This window comes from Oceanicola sp. S124, assembly GCF_000220565.1.
Lineage (GTDB): Bacteria > Pseudomonadota > Alphaproteobacteria > Rhodobacterales > Rhodobacteraceae > Pseudooceanicola.
Genome location: NZ_AFPM01000137.1, coordinates 1 through 19,569, shown reverse-complemented (window position 1 = coordinate 19,569; position 19,569 = coordinate 1). Strand labels below are relative to the sequence as shown.

The following is a 19,569-nucleotide window of genomic DNA, read 5'->3' as shown; positions in this document are numbered from 1 at the left end:
CGGCCCCCTGCCCGGTCCCCCCCGTGAATGCCCCCTGAATAGCCTCCGTCAGCCGGCGCGCATCAACGCCCTGTAGCTTTCGACGAAGTGATCGAAGACCGCCCTGACCCGCGGCAGACGCGCCAGGTTTTCGTGCATCTCGATCCAGACCGGCAGCCGCTCCAGCTCCAGGTCCGGCAGAACGCGGACCAGCTGTGGATCGCGCGCTCCGACCGGAACCTGGGTGGCGGCGATGCCCAGACCGGCGCGGGCCGCTGCAAGGTGCGCCGGGTGGTTGTCGCAGGCCAGCGCGAACCCGGGCAGGCCGCCGAAGACAGCGAGGCGGGCAACCATGGCCAGGTCGGCGGCGGCACGGTCGGGACCTATCAGGTCATGCAAGGCAAGGTCTTCGGGTGTCAGCGGCATTCCCCGGCGGGCGATGTAGTCGCGGGCGGCGAAGAACCCCAGCGGGATCTCCGCGACGCGGCGCGCCACCAGCGCGGCCTGGGTTGGCGCCACCGTGCGCACGGCGACGTCCACCTCCTGCGCCAGAAGATTGGCCGGCCGGTTGCTCAGCTCCAGCTCGATCCGCAGCGCCGGATGCGCCTGCCGCAACGCGGTCAGCATCTGCGGCACCACTTCGATCCCCATCAGGTCCGGCACGCTGATCCGCACAGTCCCCGCCACGCCCCCCTCCGGCCCCGAGGCCTGGCGCACGAAAAGCTCTGACGCCATGGCCATGGCCCGGGCCGGCTCGCGCAGCGACAGCGCCGCCGCGGTCGGGGTCAGGCCACTGGCGGAGCGGGTAAAAAGCACCGTGTCCAGCGCCCGTTCGAGCCCGTCCAGACGGGCGCGCACGGTCGGATGCGACAGGCCGAGGCGGCGCGCGGCGCCGGACAGGCTGCCCTCTTCCAGGATGGCGAGGAAGATCCGCTGATCGTCCCAGGAGATCGGTGTACTCATAAATTTCTCTCTATCCGATGCAGGAATTCTTGCAATTCTCTTTCACACCCTTTCCGGGGCACCCTCTGGATGGTCCGGCGGATCGGCCCGGCAGTGCGCAACCCCAGGAAAGGAAACGCGATGACAATGACAGGAAAGCAGGCCCTGGTCCTCGGGGCCACGGGGGGCATCGGCGGCAGTATCGCCGGGGCGCTCTTGCGGCACGGCTGGCAGGTGCGCGGCATGGCGCGCCAGGTGATGCCCTCAGGCGCGGGGCGCATCGACTGGGTCCGGGGCGACGCAATGCAGGCCGAGGACGTGGCGCGCGCGGCCCGGGGGGTCTCGGTGATCGTCCATGCGGTGAATCCGCCGAACTATCGCCATTGGGACCGGCTGGTGCTGCCGATGATCGAGAACACCATTGCCGCCGCCCGGGCAGAGGGTGCGCGGATCCTGCTGCCGGGAACCATCTACAACTTCGACCCGGCCCGCGTGCCGGTGATTTCTGAGCGCAGTCCGCAGCAGCCGCACAGCCGCAAGGGCCGCATCCGCGTGGCGCTGGAAGCCCGCCTCAGGGCCGCCTCGCAGGAGGTGCCGGTCCTTGTCCTGCGCGCCGGTGACTTCTTCGGCCCCGGCAGCCGCTCCAGCTGGTTCTCGCAGGCCATGATCCGCCCGGGACGTCCGCTGCGCCGCATCGTGACCCCCGCACGGGGGCCGGGGCACAGCTGGGCCTACCTGCCGGACCTTGCCGAGGCGGCCGCCCGGCTGCTGGACCAGCCCGGCCCGCAGCATGCCTTCGAAGAGGTGCAGTTCGCCGGGTTCCAGGATACCGACGGCCACCAGATGGTCGAGGCCATCCGGCGCGTGGCGGGCCGCGACCTGCCGGTGATCCGTTTTCCCTGGTGGGCCCTGCGGCTGGCGGCACCCTTCGCGGCCTTCCCCCGCGAGGCGGCCGAGATCGCGCCCTACTGGCGCCACCCCGTGCGGCTGGACAACCACCGCCTCGAAGCGCTGATCGGACCAGAGCCACGCACTCCGCTCGACGACGCGATCCGCGTCAGCCTTGCAGAGCTTGGCTGCCTGCCGCAGGGCGCGCAGCCCGAGGTCCGGACCGCCTGACCACCCTGCCGGGGGAAACGGCTGACCAACCGGGGGCCGGACGGCGGATGCGACGGGTCAGGAATCTTCTTGGATGGGAGGCCCCGAAGACCGGCGGGCCGGGGCCGGTCGCTCAGCCCCTGCTGATCCGGGGCGGGATCGGGGGCAAGGTGACCCGCTTTGCTTCCTGTGAAGCGAGGCGCGGGTCAGGCCCCTGTTCCGTGAGCGGAATGGGTGATCAGGCCAGGCAGGCGGCCTGCAGGGCCTCGGCGCTTTCGCGCGGCAGGCGGGCGATGCCTCCCCGGCGCGACAGGGCCTGGCGCAGGGCGTAGACGCCCGAGCTGTCGAGAACGCGGCGGGCGACGCGGGCCGAGGTTTCCTCGGCGGGCACGGCGGCCAGCTGCTGCATGGCCTCATCGACGGCAGAGGTCAGCATGTCGAGGGTCACGTTGCGGTCACGGGTGATCTTGTTGCGCATTGTCTCTCTCCTCTGCGGCCCTGGGCCGTCCTGTCCGATGCGGGCCGTGTCGTCGCCCTGTTGCATTTCTTTTACCGACCGCCGGCACGCCCGGGGAGAGGCGCAAGGGGAGAGCGAAGGGCAAGATCGGACAGGATCCTATCCCTTCGGATAGGCCGGCTGCCCCCTTCGCGGCACAAGCCCGCCCCGGGCGACCGTGCCGGCACCTTCCGGCCTGCCATCGCTTGACCCCTCCGCGGCCGCGTGGTCTCTGGGCCGCGTGGCCCCCGGGCTTGGCCACTGCAGGCACCGCCCCGATACGGCACCCGCCACACACACCGGAAAACAACGCCAGAATCAGGCACCCTGCCCGGCCAAAGGAGATCTGCGTGATCAGACGGCTCTATGACTGGACCATCCGCATGGCGGATCATCCCCACTCGCTCTGGGTCCTGGCCCTGGTGGCCTTCGTGGAAAGCTCGTTCTTTCCCATCCCGCCGGACCTGCTGATGATTCCGATGATCATCGCGCGGCCCTCACGTGCCTTCACCATTGCCGGTGTCGCCATGGCCGCCTCGGTCGCCGGCGGCATGCTGGGCTATGCCATCGGCGCCTTCGCCTTCGACAGCATCGGCCAGCCGATCCTCGAGAGCATGGGCAAGGGCCATGCCATGGAAGAGTTCAACCAGCGCTTCAACGACGCCGGCTTCTGGGCCGTCCTCGGCGCCGGCATCACGCCCTTCCCCTACAAGGTCATCACCATCATGTCGGGTTGGACCGGCATGTCTCTGGGCACCTTCGTCATCACCTCGATCATCGCGCGGGGCCTGCGCTTCTACATCATCGCCGGGCTGCTGTGGAAATTCGGCTCACCCGTTCGTGACTTCATCGAGAAGCGCCTCGGCCTTGTCTTCACGGTGTTTTTCGTCATTCTCCTCGCCGGCTTCCTGGTATTGAGATATCTATGACTTTCCGACTGAAGACGGCGCTTGCAGGCGCCGGATCCGCCGCCCTCCTGCTGGGCGCCCTGGGCTCGCAGTTCCTTGGCGGGCTGGCGCCCTGCCACCTCTGCCTGCTGCAACGCTGGCCGCACCTGGCGGCGATCGTGATCGCCGGGGCCGCCGTGGCGACCGGACAGCGGCTGCTGGCCCTGCTGGGCGCGCTGGCGGCGGCGGTGACGGCGGGCATCGGCCTCTATCACACCGGCGTCGAGCGCGACATCTTCGAAGGCCCGACCTCCTGCACCTCGTCCGGAACGGGATCGGTCAGCGCCGATCAGCTCTTTGACCAGATCATGTCGGCACCGCTGATCCGCTGCGACGAGGTCGCCTTCCAGTTCCTCGGCCTGTCCATGGCGAGCTGGAACGCGCTGCTGTCGCTGGTGCTGGTCGGGGTCTGGCTCTGGGCCTTCCGCAGGGACTGAGCGCCAGGACAGAGTGACGGGCACGTCGGGGCCCAGGTGGGTTGCACCCACCCTACGCCAACGTCCCCCTTCACGCGGCGCGGCGCACGCGGGATCTTGCCCGCGCCGCCGCCGCGTGGAAAGCTGCCCTGAAGCAAGAGGGCAGTCGGAATGACCGAAGAGAACAGCATTTTCGTGGGCGGCGCCGGGGACGGCCAGTGGCTGAACCTGAAGCGCGCCAACCGGCACGGTCTGGTGGCCGGCGCCACCGGCACCGGCAAGACGGTGACCCTGCAGATCCTCTGCGAGGGGCTCTCGGCGCAGGGCGTGCCGATCTTCGTTGCCGATGTGAAGGGCGACCTCTCGGGGCTCAGCCAGCCGGGCACCTCTAAGGACTTCCTGGAAAAGCGCGCCGCCACCATCGGCCTTGACGACTACGCCTACGAGGCCTGCCCGGTGATCTTCTGGGATGTCTTCGGCAAGCAGGGCCATCCGGTGCGCAGCACGATCTCGGAGATGGGTCCGACCCTGCTGGGCCGCCTGCTGGAGCTGAACGAGACTCAGGAGGGCGTCCTGTTCATCGCCTTCGAGGTCGCCGACGACCAGGGGCTGATGCTGCTGGACCTCGACGACCTGAAGTCGATGCTGAGCTACCTGGCCGAGAACGCCGACGAGATCCGCAGGGAATACGGCAATGTCAGCGCCGCTTCGGTCGGCGCGATCCAGCGCCGCCTGCTGAAGCTGCAGGCCGAGGGGGCCGAGCACTTCTTCGGCGAACCGGCGCTTGAGCTGGGCGATTTCATGCGCACCACCCGCGACGGGCGCGGCTACGTCAACATCCTTGCCGCCGATGACCTGATCCTGTCGCCCGGCGTCTACGGCACCGTGCTGCTCTGGCTGCTCTCGGAACTGTTCGAGGACCTGCCCGAGGTCGGCGACCCCGAAAAGCCCCGGCTGGTCTTCTTCTTCGACGAGGCACACCTGCTGTTCGACGATGCCCCGAAGGCGCTGCGGGAACGGATTGCCCAGGTGGTGCGCCTGATCCGCTCGAAGGGGGTCGGGGTCTACTTCGTCACCCAGAACCCGCAGGACGTGCCCGACGAGGTGCTGGGCCAGCTTGGCAACCGGGTGCAGCACGCGCTGCGCGCCTATACGCCCAAGGATGCCAAGGCGGTGCGTGTCGCGGCGCAGACCTTCCGCCAGAACCCCGATCTGGACACCGAGACGGTGATCACCGAGCTGGGCGTGGGCGAGGCGCTGACCTCTTTCCTCGATGCCAAGGGCGTTCCGGGGATCGTGCAGCGCACGCTGATCCGCCCGCCGTCCTCGCGCCTCGGCCCGGTGACCGAGGCCGAGCGCCGCGGCGTGATGCAGGTCAGCCCCGTCGCCGGGCGCTACGATACGGCGATCGACCGCGACTCGGCCCATGAGGTGCTGACCCGCCGCGCCGAGGACATGGCCCGCCAGCGCGAAGAAGAAGAGGCCCGCGAGGCGCGCGAGAAGGAAGACGAGGCCCGGGCGAAGCGCGAGGCGCGCAGCGCCCGAAGCTATTCCATGCCCCGNACCACGCGGCGGCGCAGCTCGAACCGGCAGAGCGTCGGCGAGGCGGCGGCCAAGGCGATGATCCGCTCGGTCTCGACGCAGGTCGGCCGGGCGCTGGTGCGCGGCATCCTCGGCAGCCTCAGCCGCCGCTGAGGCGGCGCGGCGCCGACAGCCGCCCGGCCCCACTCGGAACCTGCACCGCACCGAGCCCGCCCGCACAGGCCCTGACCGCGCAGTCCCTGCCCCGCAGCAGAAAAGAGGGAGGGGCTTCCCCCTCCCTCCAGTCAATCCGGCCGGGCTCTCTCTGCACACTGCTCGACGTGCCATGCCTGTCCCGGCCGACGTTCCTTTCCGGGTCGGGCGCGGCGGGATCCCCGGACCCTGCCGCGCCCCTGCCCTCATCCGTTCAGCTGCACCCCGAGGTGCCGCCGCAGGTGTTGCACTTCATGCAGGTGCCGTTCCTGACCAGCGTGTAGTTGCCGCATTCGCCGCAGGCCTCGCCCTCGTAGCCCTGGATCTTGGCCTTGGCGCGCGCATCCATCGAGGTCACCCCGGCAGAGATCGCCACCGAAGAGGTCGCCACCGCCGCCACGCCGGCCTGCGGCGCCTTGGCGACCGCCTCGCCCACGGTGCCGTTCATCACCAGCAACTCTTGCGGCAGGCGCTTGCGCAGGTAGCCGGTCGAGCTGATCTGCTTCAGAACCTCAAGCGAGCGGGTTGCGGCGCTCTCGCTCATCTCCTTGATATTGCTGACACCTTCCTCTTCGCCGCGGCCCACGTCATCAAAGGAGGCCCCCTGCGGCTTCACATGGGCCAGGTCGGTGCGGTCAAGGTAGCTGACGGCCAGCTCGCGGAAGATGTAGTCGAGGATCGAGGTCGCATTCTTGATGCTGTCGTTGCCCTGCACCATGCCCGCCGGTTCGAACTTGGTGAAGGTGAAGGCATCGACGAACTCTTCCAGCGGCACGCCGTACTGAAGACCGACCGAGACCGCGATGGCGAAGTTGTTCATCATCGCCCGGAAACCGGCGCCTTCCTTGTGCATGTCGATGAAGATCTCGCCAAGCGAGCCATCCTCGTATTCGCCCGTCCGCAGGTAGACCTTGTGACCGCCGACGCTGGCCTTCTGGGTGTAGCCCTTGCGGCGCATCGGCATCTTCTCGCGGCCACGGGCCACTTCCTTGACGATGATCTTCTCGATCACCTTCTCGGCCAGAACGGCGGCCTTTTCCTGCGGGGTGCCGGTCTCCAGCACCTCGGCGGCCTCGTCGTCATCCTCGACCAGCGCGGCGGCCAGAGGCTGGCTCAGCTTCGAGCCGTCGCGGTAGAGCGCATTGGCCTTGACGCCCAGGGACCAGGACAGCTCATAGGCCGCCTTGCAGTCCTCGATGGTGGCATCGTTGGGCATGTTGATGGTCTTCGAGATCGCACCCGAGATGAACGACTGCGCCGCGGCCATCATCTTGATGTGGCTCTCGACCGAGAGGAAGCGCTTGCCCTTCTTGCCGCAGGGGTTGGCGCAGTCGAAGATCGCGTAATGCTCTTCCTTCAGGAAGGGCGCGCCCTCGAGCGTCATGGTCCCGCAGACGTGGTCGTTGGCGGCGTCGATCTCGGCCTTGGTGAAACCGAGGTGGCGCAGCATGTCGAAGCTGGGATCGTTCAGCCTGGCCGCCGGGATTCCCAGGGTCTTGGTGCAGAACTCTTCGCCAAGCGTCCACTGGTTGAAGACGAAGCGGATGTCGAAGGCCGACTTCAGCGCCCCGTCCACCTTCTTCAGCTCTTCCGGGCCGAAGCCATGGCCGACCAGCGAGGTGGTGTTGATGCCGGGGCAGTTGCCCAGGCTGGCGTGACCCACGGCGTAGGAGACGATCTCTTCCACCTGCGCGGGGCTGTAGCCCAGCTTGGCCAGCGCGGCAGGAACCGAGCGGTTGATGATCTTGAAGTATCCGCCGCCAGCCAGCTTCTTGAACTTCACCAGGGCGAAGTCGGGCTCGATGCCAGTGGTGTCGCAGTCCATGACCAGGCCGATGGTGCCCGTGGGGGCAATCACGCTGGTCTGGGCGTTGCGGTAGCCGTGCTGCTCGCCAAGGCGCAGCGCCTCGTCCCAGCTGGCCATCGCCAGCGTCACCAGATCCTGATCGGGGCAGTTGCCCAGATCCAGCGGCACCGGCTTGACGGCCAGCTCCTCGTAGCCCTCGGTCGCGCCATAGGCGGCGTTGCGGTGGTTGCGCATCACGCGCAGCATGTGCCTGGCGTTGCGCTCGTAGCCCGAGAACGGGCCCAGTTCGCCCGCCATCTCGGCCGAGGTGGCATAGGCAACGCCGGTCATGATCGCGGTCAGCGCGGCGCCAAGGGCGCGGCCCTCGTCGCTGTCATAGCCATAGCCCATGTTCATCAGCAGGCCGCCGATATTGGCATAGCCCAGGCCCAGGGTGCGGAAGTCGTAGGACAGCTGCGCGATTTCCTTCGAGGGGAACTGCGCCATGGTCACCGAGATTTCCAGCGTCACGGTCCAGAGGCGCGTGGCGTGGATATAGTCCTCGGCCTGGAACTTGCCGTCCTTGAGGAAGGTCAGCAGGTTCATCGAGGCCAGGTTGCAGGCCGTGTCGTCCAGGAACATGTACTCGGAACAGGGGTTCGAGCCGCGGATCTCGCCGTCTTCGGGGCAGGTGTGCCAGGCGTTGACGGTGTCGTGGAACTGGATCCCCGGATCGGCACAGGCCCAGGCGGCATGGCCGATGTCTTCCCAGAGGTCACGTGCCTTGATGGTCTTGGCGACGGACCCGTCGGTGCGGTTGATCAGCGCCCAGTCGTCGCCCTTGCGCACGGCTTCCAGGAAGGCGTCGGTAACGCGGACAGAGTTATTCGAATTTTGCCCAGAAACCGAGGCATAGGCTTCGGAATCCCAGTCGGTATCATAGGTTGGAAACTCGATGCTGTCATACCCCTGGCGCGCGTAGTCCAGCACGCGCTTGATGTAGGTCTCGGGGATGGCGGATTTCTTCGCCTCGCGCACCGCACTCTTCAGGCCCGCATTCGCGGCGGGGTCGTAGGCGTCAGCCTCGGCCCCGTCCCATTGCCGGATCGCCGCGAAGATGCCGTTCAGCTTCTGCTCGTGCATCTTCGAGCCGGCCACGATGGAGGCGACCTTCTGTTCCTCCTTCACCTTCCAGTTGATGTAATCCTGGATATCGGGGTGATCGGCGTCGACGATGACCATCTTGGCCGCCCGCCGGGTGGTGCCGCCGGACTTGATCGCGCCCGCCGCCCGGTCGCCGATCTTCAGGAAGCCCATCAGGCCGGAGGACTTGCCGCCGCCCGACAGCCGCTCGCCCTCGGCGCGCAGGCTCGAGAAGTTGGTGCCGGTGCCCGAGCCGTACTTGAACAGCCGCGCCTCGCGCACCCAGAGGTCCATGATGCCGCCTTCCGACACCAGGTCGTCCTTCACCGACTGGATGAAGCAGGCATGGGGCTGGGGATGTTCATAGGAGGACTTCGACCGGGTCAGCTTGCCGGTCTTGAAATCGACGTAGTAGTGCCCCTGCGCGGGACCGTCGATGCCATAGGCCCAATGCAACCCGGTGTTGAACCATTGCGGAGAGTTCGGCGCCGCCCGCTGGGTGGCCAGCATGTAGCGCATCTCGTCGTAGTAGGCGCGGGCATCCGCTTCGGTCGAGAAGTAGCCGCCCTTCCAGCCCCAGTAGGTCCAGGCCCCGGCGAGCCGGTCGAAGACCTGCTTCGAGGAGGTCTCGCCGCCCAGCTCCGCGCCCTCGGCCGCGACCGAGCGCCAGAGGAACTCGGGCACGCCCTTCTCGCGCACCGGGGTCAGCTTCGAGGGCACGCCCGCCTTGCGGAAGTACTTCTGCGCGATGACGTCCGAGGCCACCTGCGACCAGCTCTCGGGCACTTCCAGCGCCTCGAGACGGAAGACCACCGTGCCGTCCGGGTTGCGGATCTCGCTGGTGGTGGTGATGAAGGGAATACCCGCATAGGCGTCCTGCCCCGCCCGGGTGAACCTGCGTTCGATCTTCATGACTGCTACGCCCCAATAACTGGTTCCTGTCCACGAACCAGAGGCCCCGACGTCGGCTGCTCCGATCCGAACTGTGCAACCGGGACGCGCAAGACCGCACGCCAACCGGCGCGGACGCCGGCTTCCGGTCCATGGGACGGACCCTGATCGCGATGTGTTGTCTTGCCGCGCAGCTCACTACATCTAGTGGACACCCCGCCCGCCGTAACAATCTGCGGTATTTGGAACTCTATTTCAACGGAGTTCTCGCAGAAAAATGCCTTGACGCGATGCTTGCCCCCGGCGCCGATTCTGGCCCCTGTCCCCGATGCGGGAAAAAGCGTTTGCCATCAGTCGATTTCCCCCGAAGCCTCAGGTTTGTCCTGAAGTGGCACACCCGCAACGCAACCCACGCGAGAGTGTCGCTGCGCGGCAAGGCGCCGCGCTTTGCCCATGATTTGAGCCGGCAGAGCCCCTCCTTTCCGGCAAGGGCGGCCCTGCGGAAATGACAACGGGAGGCACCTCGGCCTCCCGTTTTTCGCGTCGGACAGAATCGCCTGGCGGTCTCAGCCGGCCATCCGCGACAGGACCGCGTCGCGCAGTACGAGGCGATGCCAGAGCGCCGCCGCCACATGCAGCAGGATCAGGGCCAGCAGCAGGAAGCCGAGCGGGCCATGCGCCACCGCCGGAGAGGCTGCCCAGTCCACCGCCGTTTCGCGCGGCGCGAAGACCTGCCAGCCCCAGACATTCAGCCCGCGCGTCCCGCCCCAGGCCCTGAGCAGCGCCAGGGCGGGAACGGCGAGCATCAGCAGGTAGAGCGTGCCATGGGCGGCGCGGGCCAGCAGTCCGGCCACGCCCGGCTCATGCGGGGGACGGCGGCGCGCATTGGCCAGGGCCCAGACCAGCCGCAGGACCACCAGCACGAAGATCAGCGCGCCAAGGGGCTGGTGCTGGCCGACGAAGACCGCCACCACCGGATGGCGGCCAAGGATCAGCTTCAGCACCATGCCCAGCAACTGCCAGCCGATCAGGGCCGCCAGCGCCCAGTGAAAGATCCGGCTGAGCAGACCATACCTGTCCGGGCTGTCCGCCAGCCCGCTTCGAGTTTCCGGCATCTCTGTCTCCATCTTCCGAGAGTGATGTGTCGGGATTATCTGGTGAAGTCGGGCCAGGTGCCTGAAGCATGGGTGCCGCCCGCTGGGGTTTCCCTAGCGGGTTGCGGGGCTCAACCGAAAGAAAAGAATCCGTGATCCGCAAAGATCGGGGCGCACCTTGCGCGCGGCGGCTTGCCCCCTTGTGCCGGTGCCCGTTTCCACGGCACCGGCACAGCGGACTGGCCGCGCCGCCGCCGGTCTCAGCGCTGGTTCAGCCGCTCTTCGATGGCGGCCAGGCGGCGGATCACCTCGTCGCGGTAGGTATCGGTGGCCGCATTGGATTCCTCGGCATGGGCATCCTGCATCGAGTTCACGATGAGGCCGACGACAAGGTTCACCACGGCGAAGGTGGTGATCAGGATGAAGGGCACGAAGAAGATCCAGGCCTCGGGGTGGACCTCCATCACCGGGCGCACGATCCCCATCGACCAGCTTTCCAGCGTCATGACCTGGAACAGCGTGTAGAGCGAGGCGCCGAGGCTGCCGAACCAGTCGGGGAAGCTGGCGGCAAAGAGTTTGGTGGCGATGACCGCCGCGATGTAGAAGATCACCCCCATGAGCAGGAAGACCGAGGCCATCCCCGGCAGGGCAGAGATGAAGCCCTCGACCACCCGCCGCAGCGTCGGGGCGACCGAGATCACCCGCAGCAGCCGCAGGATCCGCAGCGCCCGCAGCACCGAGAGCGCCCCGGCGGCCGGCACCAGGGCGATGCCGACGACGAGGAAGTCGAAGACGTTCCAGGCATCGCGAAAGAAGCGCAGCCCACGGGCATAGAGCTTGGCCAGGATCTCGGCCACGAAGATCACCAGGCAGGCGGTATCCAGCGCGACGATCAGCCCCCCGGCCGTGTTCATCACCGGCCGCGAGGTCTCCAGCCCCAGGATGACCGCGTTGAACAGGATCACCCCCATGATCGCATACCGCGTTGTCGGGTGGTCGAGGATGTCGGAAAGGCGCTGGCGCATCGTGGGGTCTGCTCCTGATGGGGTCCCACGCCATCTAGAGCCTTGCCCGCGCGGTTTCCAGAGCCACCTGCGAGATCGCCGGGCAATGGTGGCCAGCCCTGCGCGAAGCGCTGCGCATCGCCGCGTTTCGCGCCCCGCGGGGCCTGCGGCATGCGAGGTGCGCGCCCCCGCCGGGGACGCGCGGTGTTGTCCCTAGTGGCGCAATTCGCGCAGCGCGCGCTGGATCAGGCGCCAGTCCTCGGCCTCCTGGCGCAGCCCCTTGGCGTCGCAAGCGCGGATCTTCGCGGCGACCTCGACTTCTGCCGCAGGTCCATGGGCGCGATAGAGCGCGCTGGCCTGACGGGATGCATCGATGGATTGCATGGGTCCTCCTCTCTCCGCCTGCCGGAACGGCAGCGGCCGCAGGAGGGTAGCACAAAGCGGGGCGATCCGCATCCCGGGGCGCAGGCAGGGCCGCCCCGGCGGCAGGAACAGGCGGACCGTGGCCGAGGCGGTGGCTAGCGCAGCCGTTCGGGATGGCAGAAGACCGAGGCCGCCCCGCGACGGCTGAGCGCGACCAGCGTGAGGCCCGCCGCCTCGGCGGTCCGCACCGCAAGCAGGCTGGGCGCCGAGACGGCGATCAGCGTGGCGCAGCCGGCCATGGCCGCCTTCTGCACCAGTTCGACCGAGACCCGCGAGGTCAGCACGATCGCACCGCCCGCGCAGTCGCCGCCCCCCGCCATGACCGCACCGATCAGCTTGTCCAGCGCATTGTGCCGCCCCACGTCCTCGCGGGCGCAGGTCAGCCCCTGCCCCGGCACGAGGAACCCGGCCGCGTGGATCGCATGGGTCCGGTCGTGCAGCGGCTGGTGCACCCGCAGCGCCTCGGTGGCCGAGAGCGCCTCGGAGGTGTCCAGCGTTACCCCCGGACCGACCCGTGGCACGTCGCGCAGCGCCTGGTCCAGGCTGTCGATGCCGCAGAGACCGCAGCCGATCGGGCCCATCATGGCGCGGCGCCGCGCGGCATGGACCTCGGCCAGCGCCTCGGGCACCCAGAAGCGCGCCTCGACACCATTGTCATGGACGATCAGCTCGAAGCTTTCGACATCGCCGGCGCCGGTGATGAAGCCTTCGGTCAGCGCGAAGCCAAGCGCGAAGTCGCCCAGATCCTGCGGCGAGGCCATCATCACCGCCGCCGTCGAGCCGTTGAAGACCACGGCGACGGGCACCTCTGCGGCCAGGCAATGCTCTGTCGGCTCGGGCGCGGAGCCCGCGGCAAGACGCGACGCGGGCGCCATGGCCGAGGCCGCGGGCAGCGGCGGAGTCCGTCCCTCCCCGCTCATGCCACTGCCCCGCCGGTCAGGGCCGCGCCGGCCTCGGTCAGCGACAGGAACAGGCGGCGGGACTTCTCGTCGCGATCCTCTGTCGCCAGCAGTCCCAGGTCCGCATCAAGGCTGACCGCCTCGCGGATCACCAGCGCATGGGCCACCTCGAACAGCCGGGCGAAGCTGCGCGTGTCGGCCACCAGCCCGAGGGCCGTGGCTGCCAGCAGCACCGGCCCCATCGGACTGAGGAACCCCAGTCCGCTGGCGGCGATGCGGTCGCTCAGGTCGACGAGGCGGTCGCTCATGGCTGGTGGCGTTCGATCCTGACCACGACGCTCTTCGAGGTCGGCGTGAAGCTCTGGTCGCCATAGGTCTGGTGCGGCACCAGTTCGTTCATCTCGGGGTAGTAACCCGCGATGCAACCGCGCGGAATGTCGTAGGGAACGACCCGGAAGCCACGGCAGGCGCGCAGGCGACCGTCGTCGTGGCAGCCGATGATATCCACCAGATCCCCGGCTTCGGCGTCGATGCCCTCGATGTCGGCGGGATTGATGAAAATCACTTCGCGCAGCCCGTAGACGCCGCGATAGCGGTCGTCCATGCCGTAGATCGTCGTGTTGTACTGGTCATGACTGCGGAAGGTCTGCAGCACGAAGGTCGCCTGCTGGCCCTTCACCTGCTGCCATTCGGTCAGATCACGCAGGTCTTCCTCGCCGAAGCTGGCAAGGCCCGAAGGCGTGTTCCATTCCCGCTCGGAGGCCGGGTTGCGCAGCCAGAAGCCACGGTGCTGGCGCACCGCCTTGTTGAAGTCGCCGAAGGCCGGCAGGACCCTGGCGATCATGTCGCGGATCTTGTCGTTGTCATCGCCCAGGGCATCCCAGTCGACCACCTCAGAGCCAAGCGTCGCCTTGGCGACACCGGCGATGATGCGCACCTCGGACAGCAGCTCTTTCGAGGCCGGCAGGTTGATCCCGCCCGAGCCATGCACCATCGACATGGAATCCTCAACGGTGACCATCTGCCGCTCGCCGCGCGAGTTGCGGTCGATCTCGGTGCGCCCGAGGCAGGGCAGCACGTAAGAGACCTTGCCCGGCATCAGGTGGCCATGGTTCAGCTTGGTCGCGATGTTGACCGTCAGGTCGAGCCTGCCGAGGGCCTGGGCCACCAGCGTCGAATCCGGCACGGCACGGGCGAAGTTGCCGCCCAGGGCGAAGAAGGCCCGCGCGCTGCCATCCAGCATGGCGCCGATGGCCTGGGCCACGTTGTGCCCCTTCTCGCGCGGCAGCGGGACGCCCAGTTCCTTTTCCATCGCGTCCAGCAGGGCGGCGGGCGCCTTTTCGTTGATGCCGACGGTGCGGTCGCCCTGCACGTTGGAATGGCCGCGTACCGGGCAGAGTCCCGCGCCCTCGCGTCCGATATTGCCGCGCAGGAACATGAACGAGGCGATCTCGCGGATCGTCGGCACCGAGTGCAGGTGCTGGGTGATGCCCATGGCCCAGGTGGTGATCACCCGCTCGGCGTCGATATAGAGCTGCGCGGCGGCGGTAATCTCGTCGCGGGTCAGGCCGGACTGGTCCTCGATGTGGTCCCAGTCGGTGGCGCGGACCATGGCGCACCAGGCGTCGAAGCCGGTGGTGTGCTGGCGGATGAACGCGTGGTCGAGGATCGCCGGGCGGCCCTCGGCCTGCGCGCGGTCCTCGGCCTCGAGCACCACCTTGGACATGCCGCGGAAGACCGCCATGTCACCGCCGAGGCGCGGCCGGTAGTAATGGGTCGAGGTCGGCTCGGAGCCGCCGCGGATCATCTCGAGCTTCTCCTGCGGATCGGCGAAGCGGGTCAGGCCCTTTTCCTTCAGCGTGTTCAGCACGCAGACCTGCGCCCCACGCTCGACCACCTCGCGCAGCGAGGCCAGCATCCGGGGATGGTTGGTGCCGGGGTTCTGGCCGACGCAGAAGACCAGGTCGGCCTTCTCGAAGTCTTCCAGCAGCACGGTGCCCTTGCCGATGCCGATGGCCTGGGTCAGGGCGACGCCGGAGGCCTCGTGGCACATGTTCGAGCAATCGGGGAAGTTGTTCGTCCCGAAGAGCCGCACGAAGGTCTGGTAGAGGAAGGCGGCCTCGTTCGAAGCGCGGCCCGAAGTGTAGAACTCGGCCTGGTTCGGATGGTCCAGCGCGTTCAGCGCGGTCGCGATTCCGTCGAAGGCCTCTTGCCAGGAGACGGCCTCGTAGTGGTCCGTCTCGGGGTTGTAGCGCATCGGCTGGGTCAGCCGGCCCTGATGTTCCAGGTCGTAGTCGGTCCAGCCCTGCAGCTCGGACACGGAATGCTTGGCGAAGAATTCCGGCGTCACGCGGGCCCGGGTCGCTTCCCAGGCCACGGCCTTGACGCCGTTCTCGCAGAATTCGAAGGACGAGCCGTGCTCGGGGTCGCCCCAGGCACAGCCGGGGCAGTCGAAGCCGTCAGCCTGGTTCAGCTTGAGAAGGGTGCGCGCATTGGACACCGGCGCGCCGGAGCCCATGAGCTGGCGCCCCACACTTTTCAACGCCCCCCAGCCGCCTGCGGCCTTCGAGGGTTCTCTGATGTTGTCCGACTCCGACATGACGCTGCCTCCCTGGAGAGAAGATAGATATAGTGCAGGGCCGCCTCCTTAGCCAGAGGCGGCCCCGGGGTTGGTCAGGATCACTCGGCCGGGACGGCGTCGGGATGGGTCTTCGTCACGTGGTGCTTTTCCTTGACCGGACGCACCATGAGGTTGGCGAAGAAGGCGATCACCAGCAGGCCGGCCATGCCGAACATCGTCGTGTTGTAGAGCGTCGAGGTCGGATCCACGGTGCCCCCCGGGGCGATCTCCATCAGCCGCGCGATGGTCACGGTATTGGCCGCCACCAGTTCGTTCAGCTGCGAGACCGGGGCGCCGAACTTCTCGGTGAAGGTCGCCGGGTCGACGACGCTGGCCAGGTCGGCGATGGCGCTGTCCTTAGAGCGTTCGCGAAGGAAGGTGATCGCGAAGGGCCCAAGGACGCCTGCGGTCGACCATGCGGTCAGCAGGCGACCGTGGATGCCGCCGACATGCAGGGTGCCGAAGATATCCGCCAGGTAGGCCGGGATGGTCGCGAAACCGCCGCCGTACATGGTGAAGATGATCATCGTCGCGACGTAGAAGCCGATCAGCGCCGGGACGCCGCCCGAAGCCGCGAAGAAGGGCACCGTGCAGTAGAGGACCGTGCCGATGACGAAGAAGCAGTGGTAGGTGTTCTTGCGCCCGATGAAGTCCGAGGTCGAGGCCCAGAAGAAGCGGCCCACCATGTTGAACACCGAGATCATCAGCACGTAGGTGCCGGCGAAGGAGGCGGTGACGATGGCCAGGTCGCCGAAGATCTCGTTGATCATCGTCTTGGCCACGCCGATCACGCCGATGCCGGCGGTCACGTTGAAGCAGAGCACGATCCACAGCAGCCAGAACTGCGGCGTCTTGTGGGCCTGGTCGATATGCACGTGATCACGGGTGACCATGCCGCCGGCGGCGGGCTTGGGCTCCCATCCGGCGGGTTTCCAGCCGCTGCGCGGCACGCGGTACTGGAAGGCGGCGGTCATCATCACGATGAAATAGCCGATGCCCAGGGTCAGGAAGGTCGAGGCGGCACCGGTGCTGCCGGTGCCGACGGCGTAGACGCCGGCCTCGCCGCCGAAATCGGCAGCCTGCGCGGCCGAGGCGACGACCACTTCGACCATTCCGCCCGCGGTTTCGACAAAGCGGCGGCCGTTCTCGGTGACCAGCGAAACGGCCCCCTCGGCGCCGAGGTAATCCGGTGCGGTGGAATAGAGGTCAAGCAGCCACTGGATCAGCGGAGCACCGATCATCGCGCCGCCGCCGAAGCCCATGATGGCCATGCCGGTCGCCATGCCGCGCCGGTCGGGGAACCACCGGATCAGCGTCGACACGGGCGAGACATAGCCAAGCCCCAGGCCGATGCCGCCCAGCATGCCGTAGCCCAGGTAGACCAGCCAGAGCTGGTGCATCGAGATCCCGAACGAGCCGATGACGAAGCCGCCGCCCCAGAGGCAGGCCGCAACCGCGCCGACGTAACGGGGGCCGACCTTTTCCAGCCATTTGCCGCCGAAGGCCGCCGAGAGGCCCAGCGTCACGATGGCGACCGAGAAGATCCAGACCACCGAACTTAGCGACCAGTCGCTGGCCGAGGGGGCCACGACGCCCAGTTCACGGGTCAGCGCCGGGTTGAAGACCGACCATGCATAGACCGAGCCGATGCAGAGGTGGATCGCGATCGAGGCGGGGGGAACCCGCCAGCGGTTGTAGCCATCCGGGGCTACGATGTTTTCCTTGCGTAGAAAGCCGAGCGGCCCTGCTGGTGCTTGTGACACGGGAAATCCTCCGATGTTGTCGCTGCCATTGGGGGCTCCTCTCCCCCCTTTTTTCGGGTCCGTGCCGTGCAGCTTTGTGTACAGCGGCATCCGAGACCCTATGCCGCAGCCATTGCACTGGCAAAGTCAGGCCGTCAATCTTATTTATTGTTTTAAAACATAGCTTTAGATGACTTTAGCCGCAGCGCAGAAAGGTCAGAATGTCCACTTTGCCCCCTATGAGAGGCGGGGCCTTGCGGACAAAATGTCCACTTTCACGTCGCTCCCGCAAAGGTGTCAGGACAAATTGTCCACCCCGCCGGATCCCGCGGGAAGCGTGACGAAGAAGGTCGTCCCCTCGCCCGGGCGGCTCTCGGCGCGGATCGTTCCCCCGGCGCGTTCGACCAGGGTGCGGCTGATCGACAGCCCCAGCCCGGTGCCGCGCGCCCGCTTGGTGGTGAAGAACGGATCGAAGATCTGCGCCAGCACCTCGGCGGACATCCCCTGCCCGTCATCCGCCACCACGATCTCGGCGCCCCCGGGTGCCGGCCCGGTGCCGACCCGCAGGTGACAGCCGGGCTGCATGGCCTGCACCGCGTTGATGAACAGGTTCACCAGCACCTGTTGCAACTCGCCCTCGGACATCGCCACCGCCGGGGCGGCGGCATGGGAAACCTCGACCGTCACCCCGCCGCGCCTGAGGTCCGCGCCGACCAGCAGCAGGGCACTGTCGACGGCCTCGCCGACCTGGATCTCGGTTGGCCCGTCCGACATCTCGCTTGGCCGCGAGAAGGTCAGCAGCTTGCCCGCGATGCGGCTGATGCGGGCGGTCTGCCCGTCGATCAGCTCCAGCTCGATGCGCAGGTCCTCGCGCTGTGTAGGGGTCAGACCGTCGCGCAGCAGCTCGAGGTTGCCTTGGATCACCGCGACGGGGTTGTTGATTTCGTGGGCCACCCCCGCCGTCACCTCGCCCAGAGAGGCCAGCTTCTCCTTGATCACCAGCTGGGCGAAGGTCTCTTCCAGCCGCCGGTTGGCCTCGCGCAGCTCTTCGGTGCGGGCCTCGACCTCGGCGTTGAGCCCCTCGGCATAACCACGCAGGGCGTCGTCGCGTTCCTCGACCTGGTCCAGCAGGCGATCGAGATGGCGCGCCACCTCGCCGATTTCATCGCCCGAAGAGACACGGCCGATCCGCGCATCCAGCGCCCCCGCCTCGACCTGCGACATGGTCTCGGTCATCTGTTCCAGCGGTTCGAAGACGCCGCTGGCCAGCTTCAGGAAGATCGGCACCGAGGCCAGGATCACCCCGATGAAGGCCGAGGCGAGGATCAGGATGGTGCGGTTGCGCTCGGCGACCAGCGGCGCCTCGCGGAAGCCGGTGTAGAGCATCCCGATGCGGTCGCCTCTGACATCTTCCAGCGGGACATAGCCCGAGATGTACCAGTCGTTGACCACGAAGGCGCGGTCCAGCCAGGGCTGCCCCTCGCCCAGCACCTGCGCCCAGACGTCCTCGGAGACGCGGGTGCCAAGCGCCCGCTCGCCTTCGAAGAGGCGCACGTTGGTCGAGATCCGCACGTCTTCGAGGAACAGGGTCGTCGTGCCCTCGCGCGGGTCCAGCGTGCTGCGGTTGGCGTAGATCAGGCTGTTCATCGTGTCGATGATGTCGAGGTTGCGGTTCAGCAGCCGCCCGCCGACCAGCACCGCCTGCCCCGCGCCAAGGCGATGCACCGAGACCAGCACCATGCCGCGCAACTCGGCATCCTGTTCGGTCTGGCGGGCATTGGCGGTCTGGCGGATCTCGATCCGCGCCCGTTCCGGCAGGTCGGGACCAAGCCGCGCCAGATCGCCCGGCGAGAGCAGCGCGAGCACGGCACTGGTCCCGGCGGCGGGCGGCGGGGCCAGGTCCTCCAGCGCCGAGATGGCGAGGGCGGCAAGCCCCTCGGGGGCATAGACCAGGAAATCCAGCCCCAGGCCGACCCGCTCGCGCGCCAGCAGCGCGGTGGCGGTGCCGCGGGCCTCGGCGAAGCGCTGCGACTGGCCAAGGGAGGCGACGCTGAGCGCCTGGGCGTTCTCGATCTCGCGGAAATAGCCCTCGGCCACGCGCAGGTCGCTGGCAACCTTCTCGATCAGCAGCTCGTCCGAGCGGTGCACCAGCCGGGTGACGGTCAGCCCCAGCAGGAGCGGCAGCAGCACCACCATCGGCAGCAGTGCAAGCACCAGCAACCGCAGGCGGACCCGTGTCACGAGGTCAGCCCCCAGGCCTGGCATTTCCGGTCGATGGTCTTGCGCGCCACCCCCAGCCGGCGCGAGGCCTCGGCCCGGTTGCCGCCGCAGGCATCCAGCACGCGCAGGATATGG

Annotated in this window: 16 protein-coding genes; 4 read left to right on the top strand and 12 right to left on the bottom strand. The window is 67.9% G+C overall.

All coding sequences use genetic code 11. From position 1 onward, the window contains the following. Positions 1-48: 48 nt before the first annotated feature. Entirely contained in the window at positions 49-942 is an 894-nt protein-coding gene (locus OS124_RS0109560) for a LysR family transcriptional regulator (RefSeq protein WP_010139331.1), read from the bottom strand. 120 nt (positions 943-1,062) lie between these two features. Here OS124_RS0109560 and OS124_RS0109555 point away from each other — a divergent pair, with 120 nt between their 5' ends. After that, positions 1,063-2,040, top strand: a complete 978-nt coding sequence (locus OS124_RS0109555) for an NAD-dependent epimerase/dehydratase family protein (protein WP_138919483.1) — start codon at positions 1,063-1,065, stop codon at positions 2,038-2,040. A gap of 217 nt (positions 2,041-2,257) precedes the next feature. Here the strand turns inward: OS124_RS0109555 and OS124_RS26795 are convergent, their stop codons facing one another. Beyond that, positions 2,258-2,497, bottom strand: coding sequence for a hypothetical protein (locus OS124_RS26795; RefSeq protein WP_010139329.1), 240 nt, complete (start codon positions 2,495-2,497; stop codon positions 2,258-2,260). Between the two features lie 368 nt (positions 2,498-2,865). Between OS124_RS26795 and OS124_RS0109545 the strand changes: the two genes are divergently transcribed. From OS124_RS0109545 to OS124_RS0109535, 3 genes are all read left to right on the top strand, one after another. Continuing rightward, positions 2,866-3,444, top strand: coding sequence for a YqaA family protein (locus tag OS124_RS0109545; RefSeq protein ID WP_010139328.1), 579 nt, complete (start codon positions 2,866-2,868; stop codon positions 3,442-3,444). Beyond that, positions 3,441-3,899 (top strand): disulfide bond formation protein B, encoded by a 459-nt coding sequence (locus OS124_RS0109540; RefSeq protein ID WP_010139327.1) that lies wholly within the window; start codon positions 3,441-3,443, stop codon positions 3,897-3,899. Before OS124_RS0109545 ends, OS124_RS0109540 begins: the two co-directional genes overlap by 4 nt. Positions 3,900-4,049: 150 nt before the next feature. After that, entirely contained in the window at positions 4,050-5,573 is a 1,524-nt protein-coding gene (locus OS124_RS0109535; protein WP_010139326.1) for a helicase HerA-like domain-containing protein, read from the top strand. A 253-nt stretch (positions 5,574-5,826) separates the two neighbouring features. On the opposite strand, the gene OS124_RS0109530 is transcribed toward OS124_RS0109535, so the two are convergent. From OS124_RS0109530 to OS124_RS26530, 10 genes are all read right to left on the bottom strand, one after another. After that, entirely contained in the window at positions 5,827-9,453 is a 3,627-nt protein-coding gene (locus OS124_RS0109530) for a vitamin B12-dependent ribonucleotide reductase (RefSeq protein ID WP_010139325.1), read from the bottom strand. A 545-nt stretch (positions 9,454-9,998) separates the two neighbouring features. Beyond that, positions 9,999-10,547: a cytochrome b gene (locus tag OS124_RS0109525; RefSeq protein ID WP_010139323.1), complete on the bottom strand. Its 549-nt coding sequence runs from the start codon at positions 10,545-10,547 to the stop codon at positions 9,999-10,001. A 239-nt stretch (positions 10,548-10,786) separates the two neighbouring features. Further along, on the bottom strand, positions 10,787-11,551 hold the full coding sequence (locus OS124_RS0109520) for an ion transporter (protein ID WP_010139321.1): 765 nt from the start codon (positions 11,549-11,551) through the stop codon (positions 10,787-10,789). Between the two features lie 192 nt (positions 11,552-11,743). Then, positions 11,744-11,914, bottom strand: coding sequence for a hypothetical protein (locus tag OS124_RS27410; protein ID WP_168161457.1), 171 nt, complete (start codon positions 11,912-11,914; stop codon positions 11,744-11,746). A 134-nt stretch (positions 11,915-12,048) separates the two neighbouring features. Beyond that, positions 12,049-12,873 (bottom strand): formate dehydrogenase accessory sulfurtransferase FdhD, encoded by an 825-nt coding sequence (fdhD, locus tag OS124_RS0109510; protein ID WP_010139319.1) that lies wholly within the window; start codon positions 12,871-12,873, stop codon positions 12,049-12,051. Further along, positions 12,870-13,160, bottom strand: coding sequence for a hypothetical protein (locus tag OS124_RS0109505; protein WP_010139317.1), 291 nt, complete (start codon positions 13,158-13,160; stop codon positions 12,870-12,872). Before OS124_RS0109505 ends, fdhD begins: the two co-directional genes overlap by 4 nt. After that, on the bottom strand, positions 13,157-15,451 hold the full coding sequence (locus tag OS124_RS0109500) for an FdhF/YdeP family oxidoreductase (protein ID WP_010139315.1): 2,295 nt from the start codon (positions 15,449-15,451) through the stop codon (positions 13,157-13,159). The genes OS124_RS0109505 and OS124_RS0109500 overlap by 4 nt, the downstream gene beginning before the upstream one ends. An 80-nt stretch (positions 15,452-15,531) precedes the next feature. Next, complete coding sequence (locus OS124_RS0109495) at positions 15,532-17,235, bottom strand: OFA family MFS transporter (protein WP_010139314.1); 1,704 nt, start codon at positions 17,233-17,235, stop codon at positions 15,532-15,534. Positions 17,236-17,511: 276 nt separating this feature from the next. Then, positions 17,512-19,455 carry a sensor histidine kinase gene (locus OS124_RS0109490; protein WP_237708098.1) on the bottom strand — a complete coding sequence of 648 codons (1,944 nt, stop codon included), beginning with the start codon at positions 19,453-19,455 and terminating at the stop codon, positions 17,512-17,514. Beyond that, positions 19,452-19,569 (bottom strand): helix-turn-helix domain-containing protein (locus OS124_RS26530; protein WP_010139312.1); only part of this gene is annotated, 118 nt, incomplete at its 5' end. The genes OS124_RS26530 and OS124_RS0109490, both read right to left, overlap by 4 nt.

What these genes read in the sequence shown, in the direction of transcription:
- OS124_RS0109560 (WP_010139331.1), bottom strand. Translation starts at nt 942, where the DNA reads ATGAGTACACCGATCTCCTGGGACGATCAGCGGATCTTCCTCGCCATC.
- OS124_RS0109555 (WP_138919483.1), top strand. Translation starts at nt 1,063, where the DNA reads ATGACAATGACAGGAAAGCAGGCCCTGGTCCTCGGGGCCACGGGGGGC.
- OS124_RS0109500 (WP_010139315.1), bottom strand. Translation starts at nt 15,451, where the DNA reads ATGTCGGAGTCGGACAACATCAGAGAACCCTCGAAGGCCGCAGGCGGC.
- OS124_RS0109520 (WP_010139321.1), bottom strand. Translation starts at nt 11,551, where the DNA reads ATGCGCCAGCGCCTTTCCGACATCCTCGACCACCCGACAACGCGGTAT.
- OS124_RS0109530 (WP_010139325.1), bottom strand. Translation starts at nt 9,453, where the DNA reads ATGAAGATCGAACGCAGGTTCACCCGGGCGGGGCAGGACGCCTATGCG.
- OS124_RS0109505 (WP_010139317.1), bottom strand. Translation starts at nt 13,160, where the DNA reads ATGAGCGACCGCCTCGTCGACCTGAGCGACCGCATCGCCGCCAGCGGA.
- OS124_RS0109540 (WP_010139327.1), top strand. Translation starts at nt 3,441, where the DNA reads ATGACTTTCCGACTGAAGACGGCGCTTGCAGGCGCCGGATCCGCCGCC.
- OS124_RS26795 (WP_010139329.1), bottom strand. Translation starts at nt 2,497, where the DNA reads ATGCGCAACAAGATCACCCGTGACCGCAACGTGACCCTCGACATGCTG.
- OS124_RS27410 (WP_168161457.1), bottom strand. Translation starts at nt 11,914, where the DNA reads ATGCAATCCATCGATGCATCCCGTCAGGCCAGCGCGCTCTATCGCGCC.
- OS124_RS0109525 (WP_010139323.1), bottom strand. Translation starts at nt 10,547, where the DNA reads ATGCCGGAAACTCGAAGCGGGCTGGCGGACAGCCCGGACAGGTATGGT.
- fdhD (WP_010139319.1), bottom strand. Translation starts at nt 12,873, where the DNA reads ATGAGCGGGGAGGGACGGACTCCGCCGCTGCCCGCGGCCTCGGCCATG.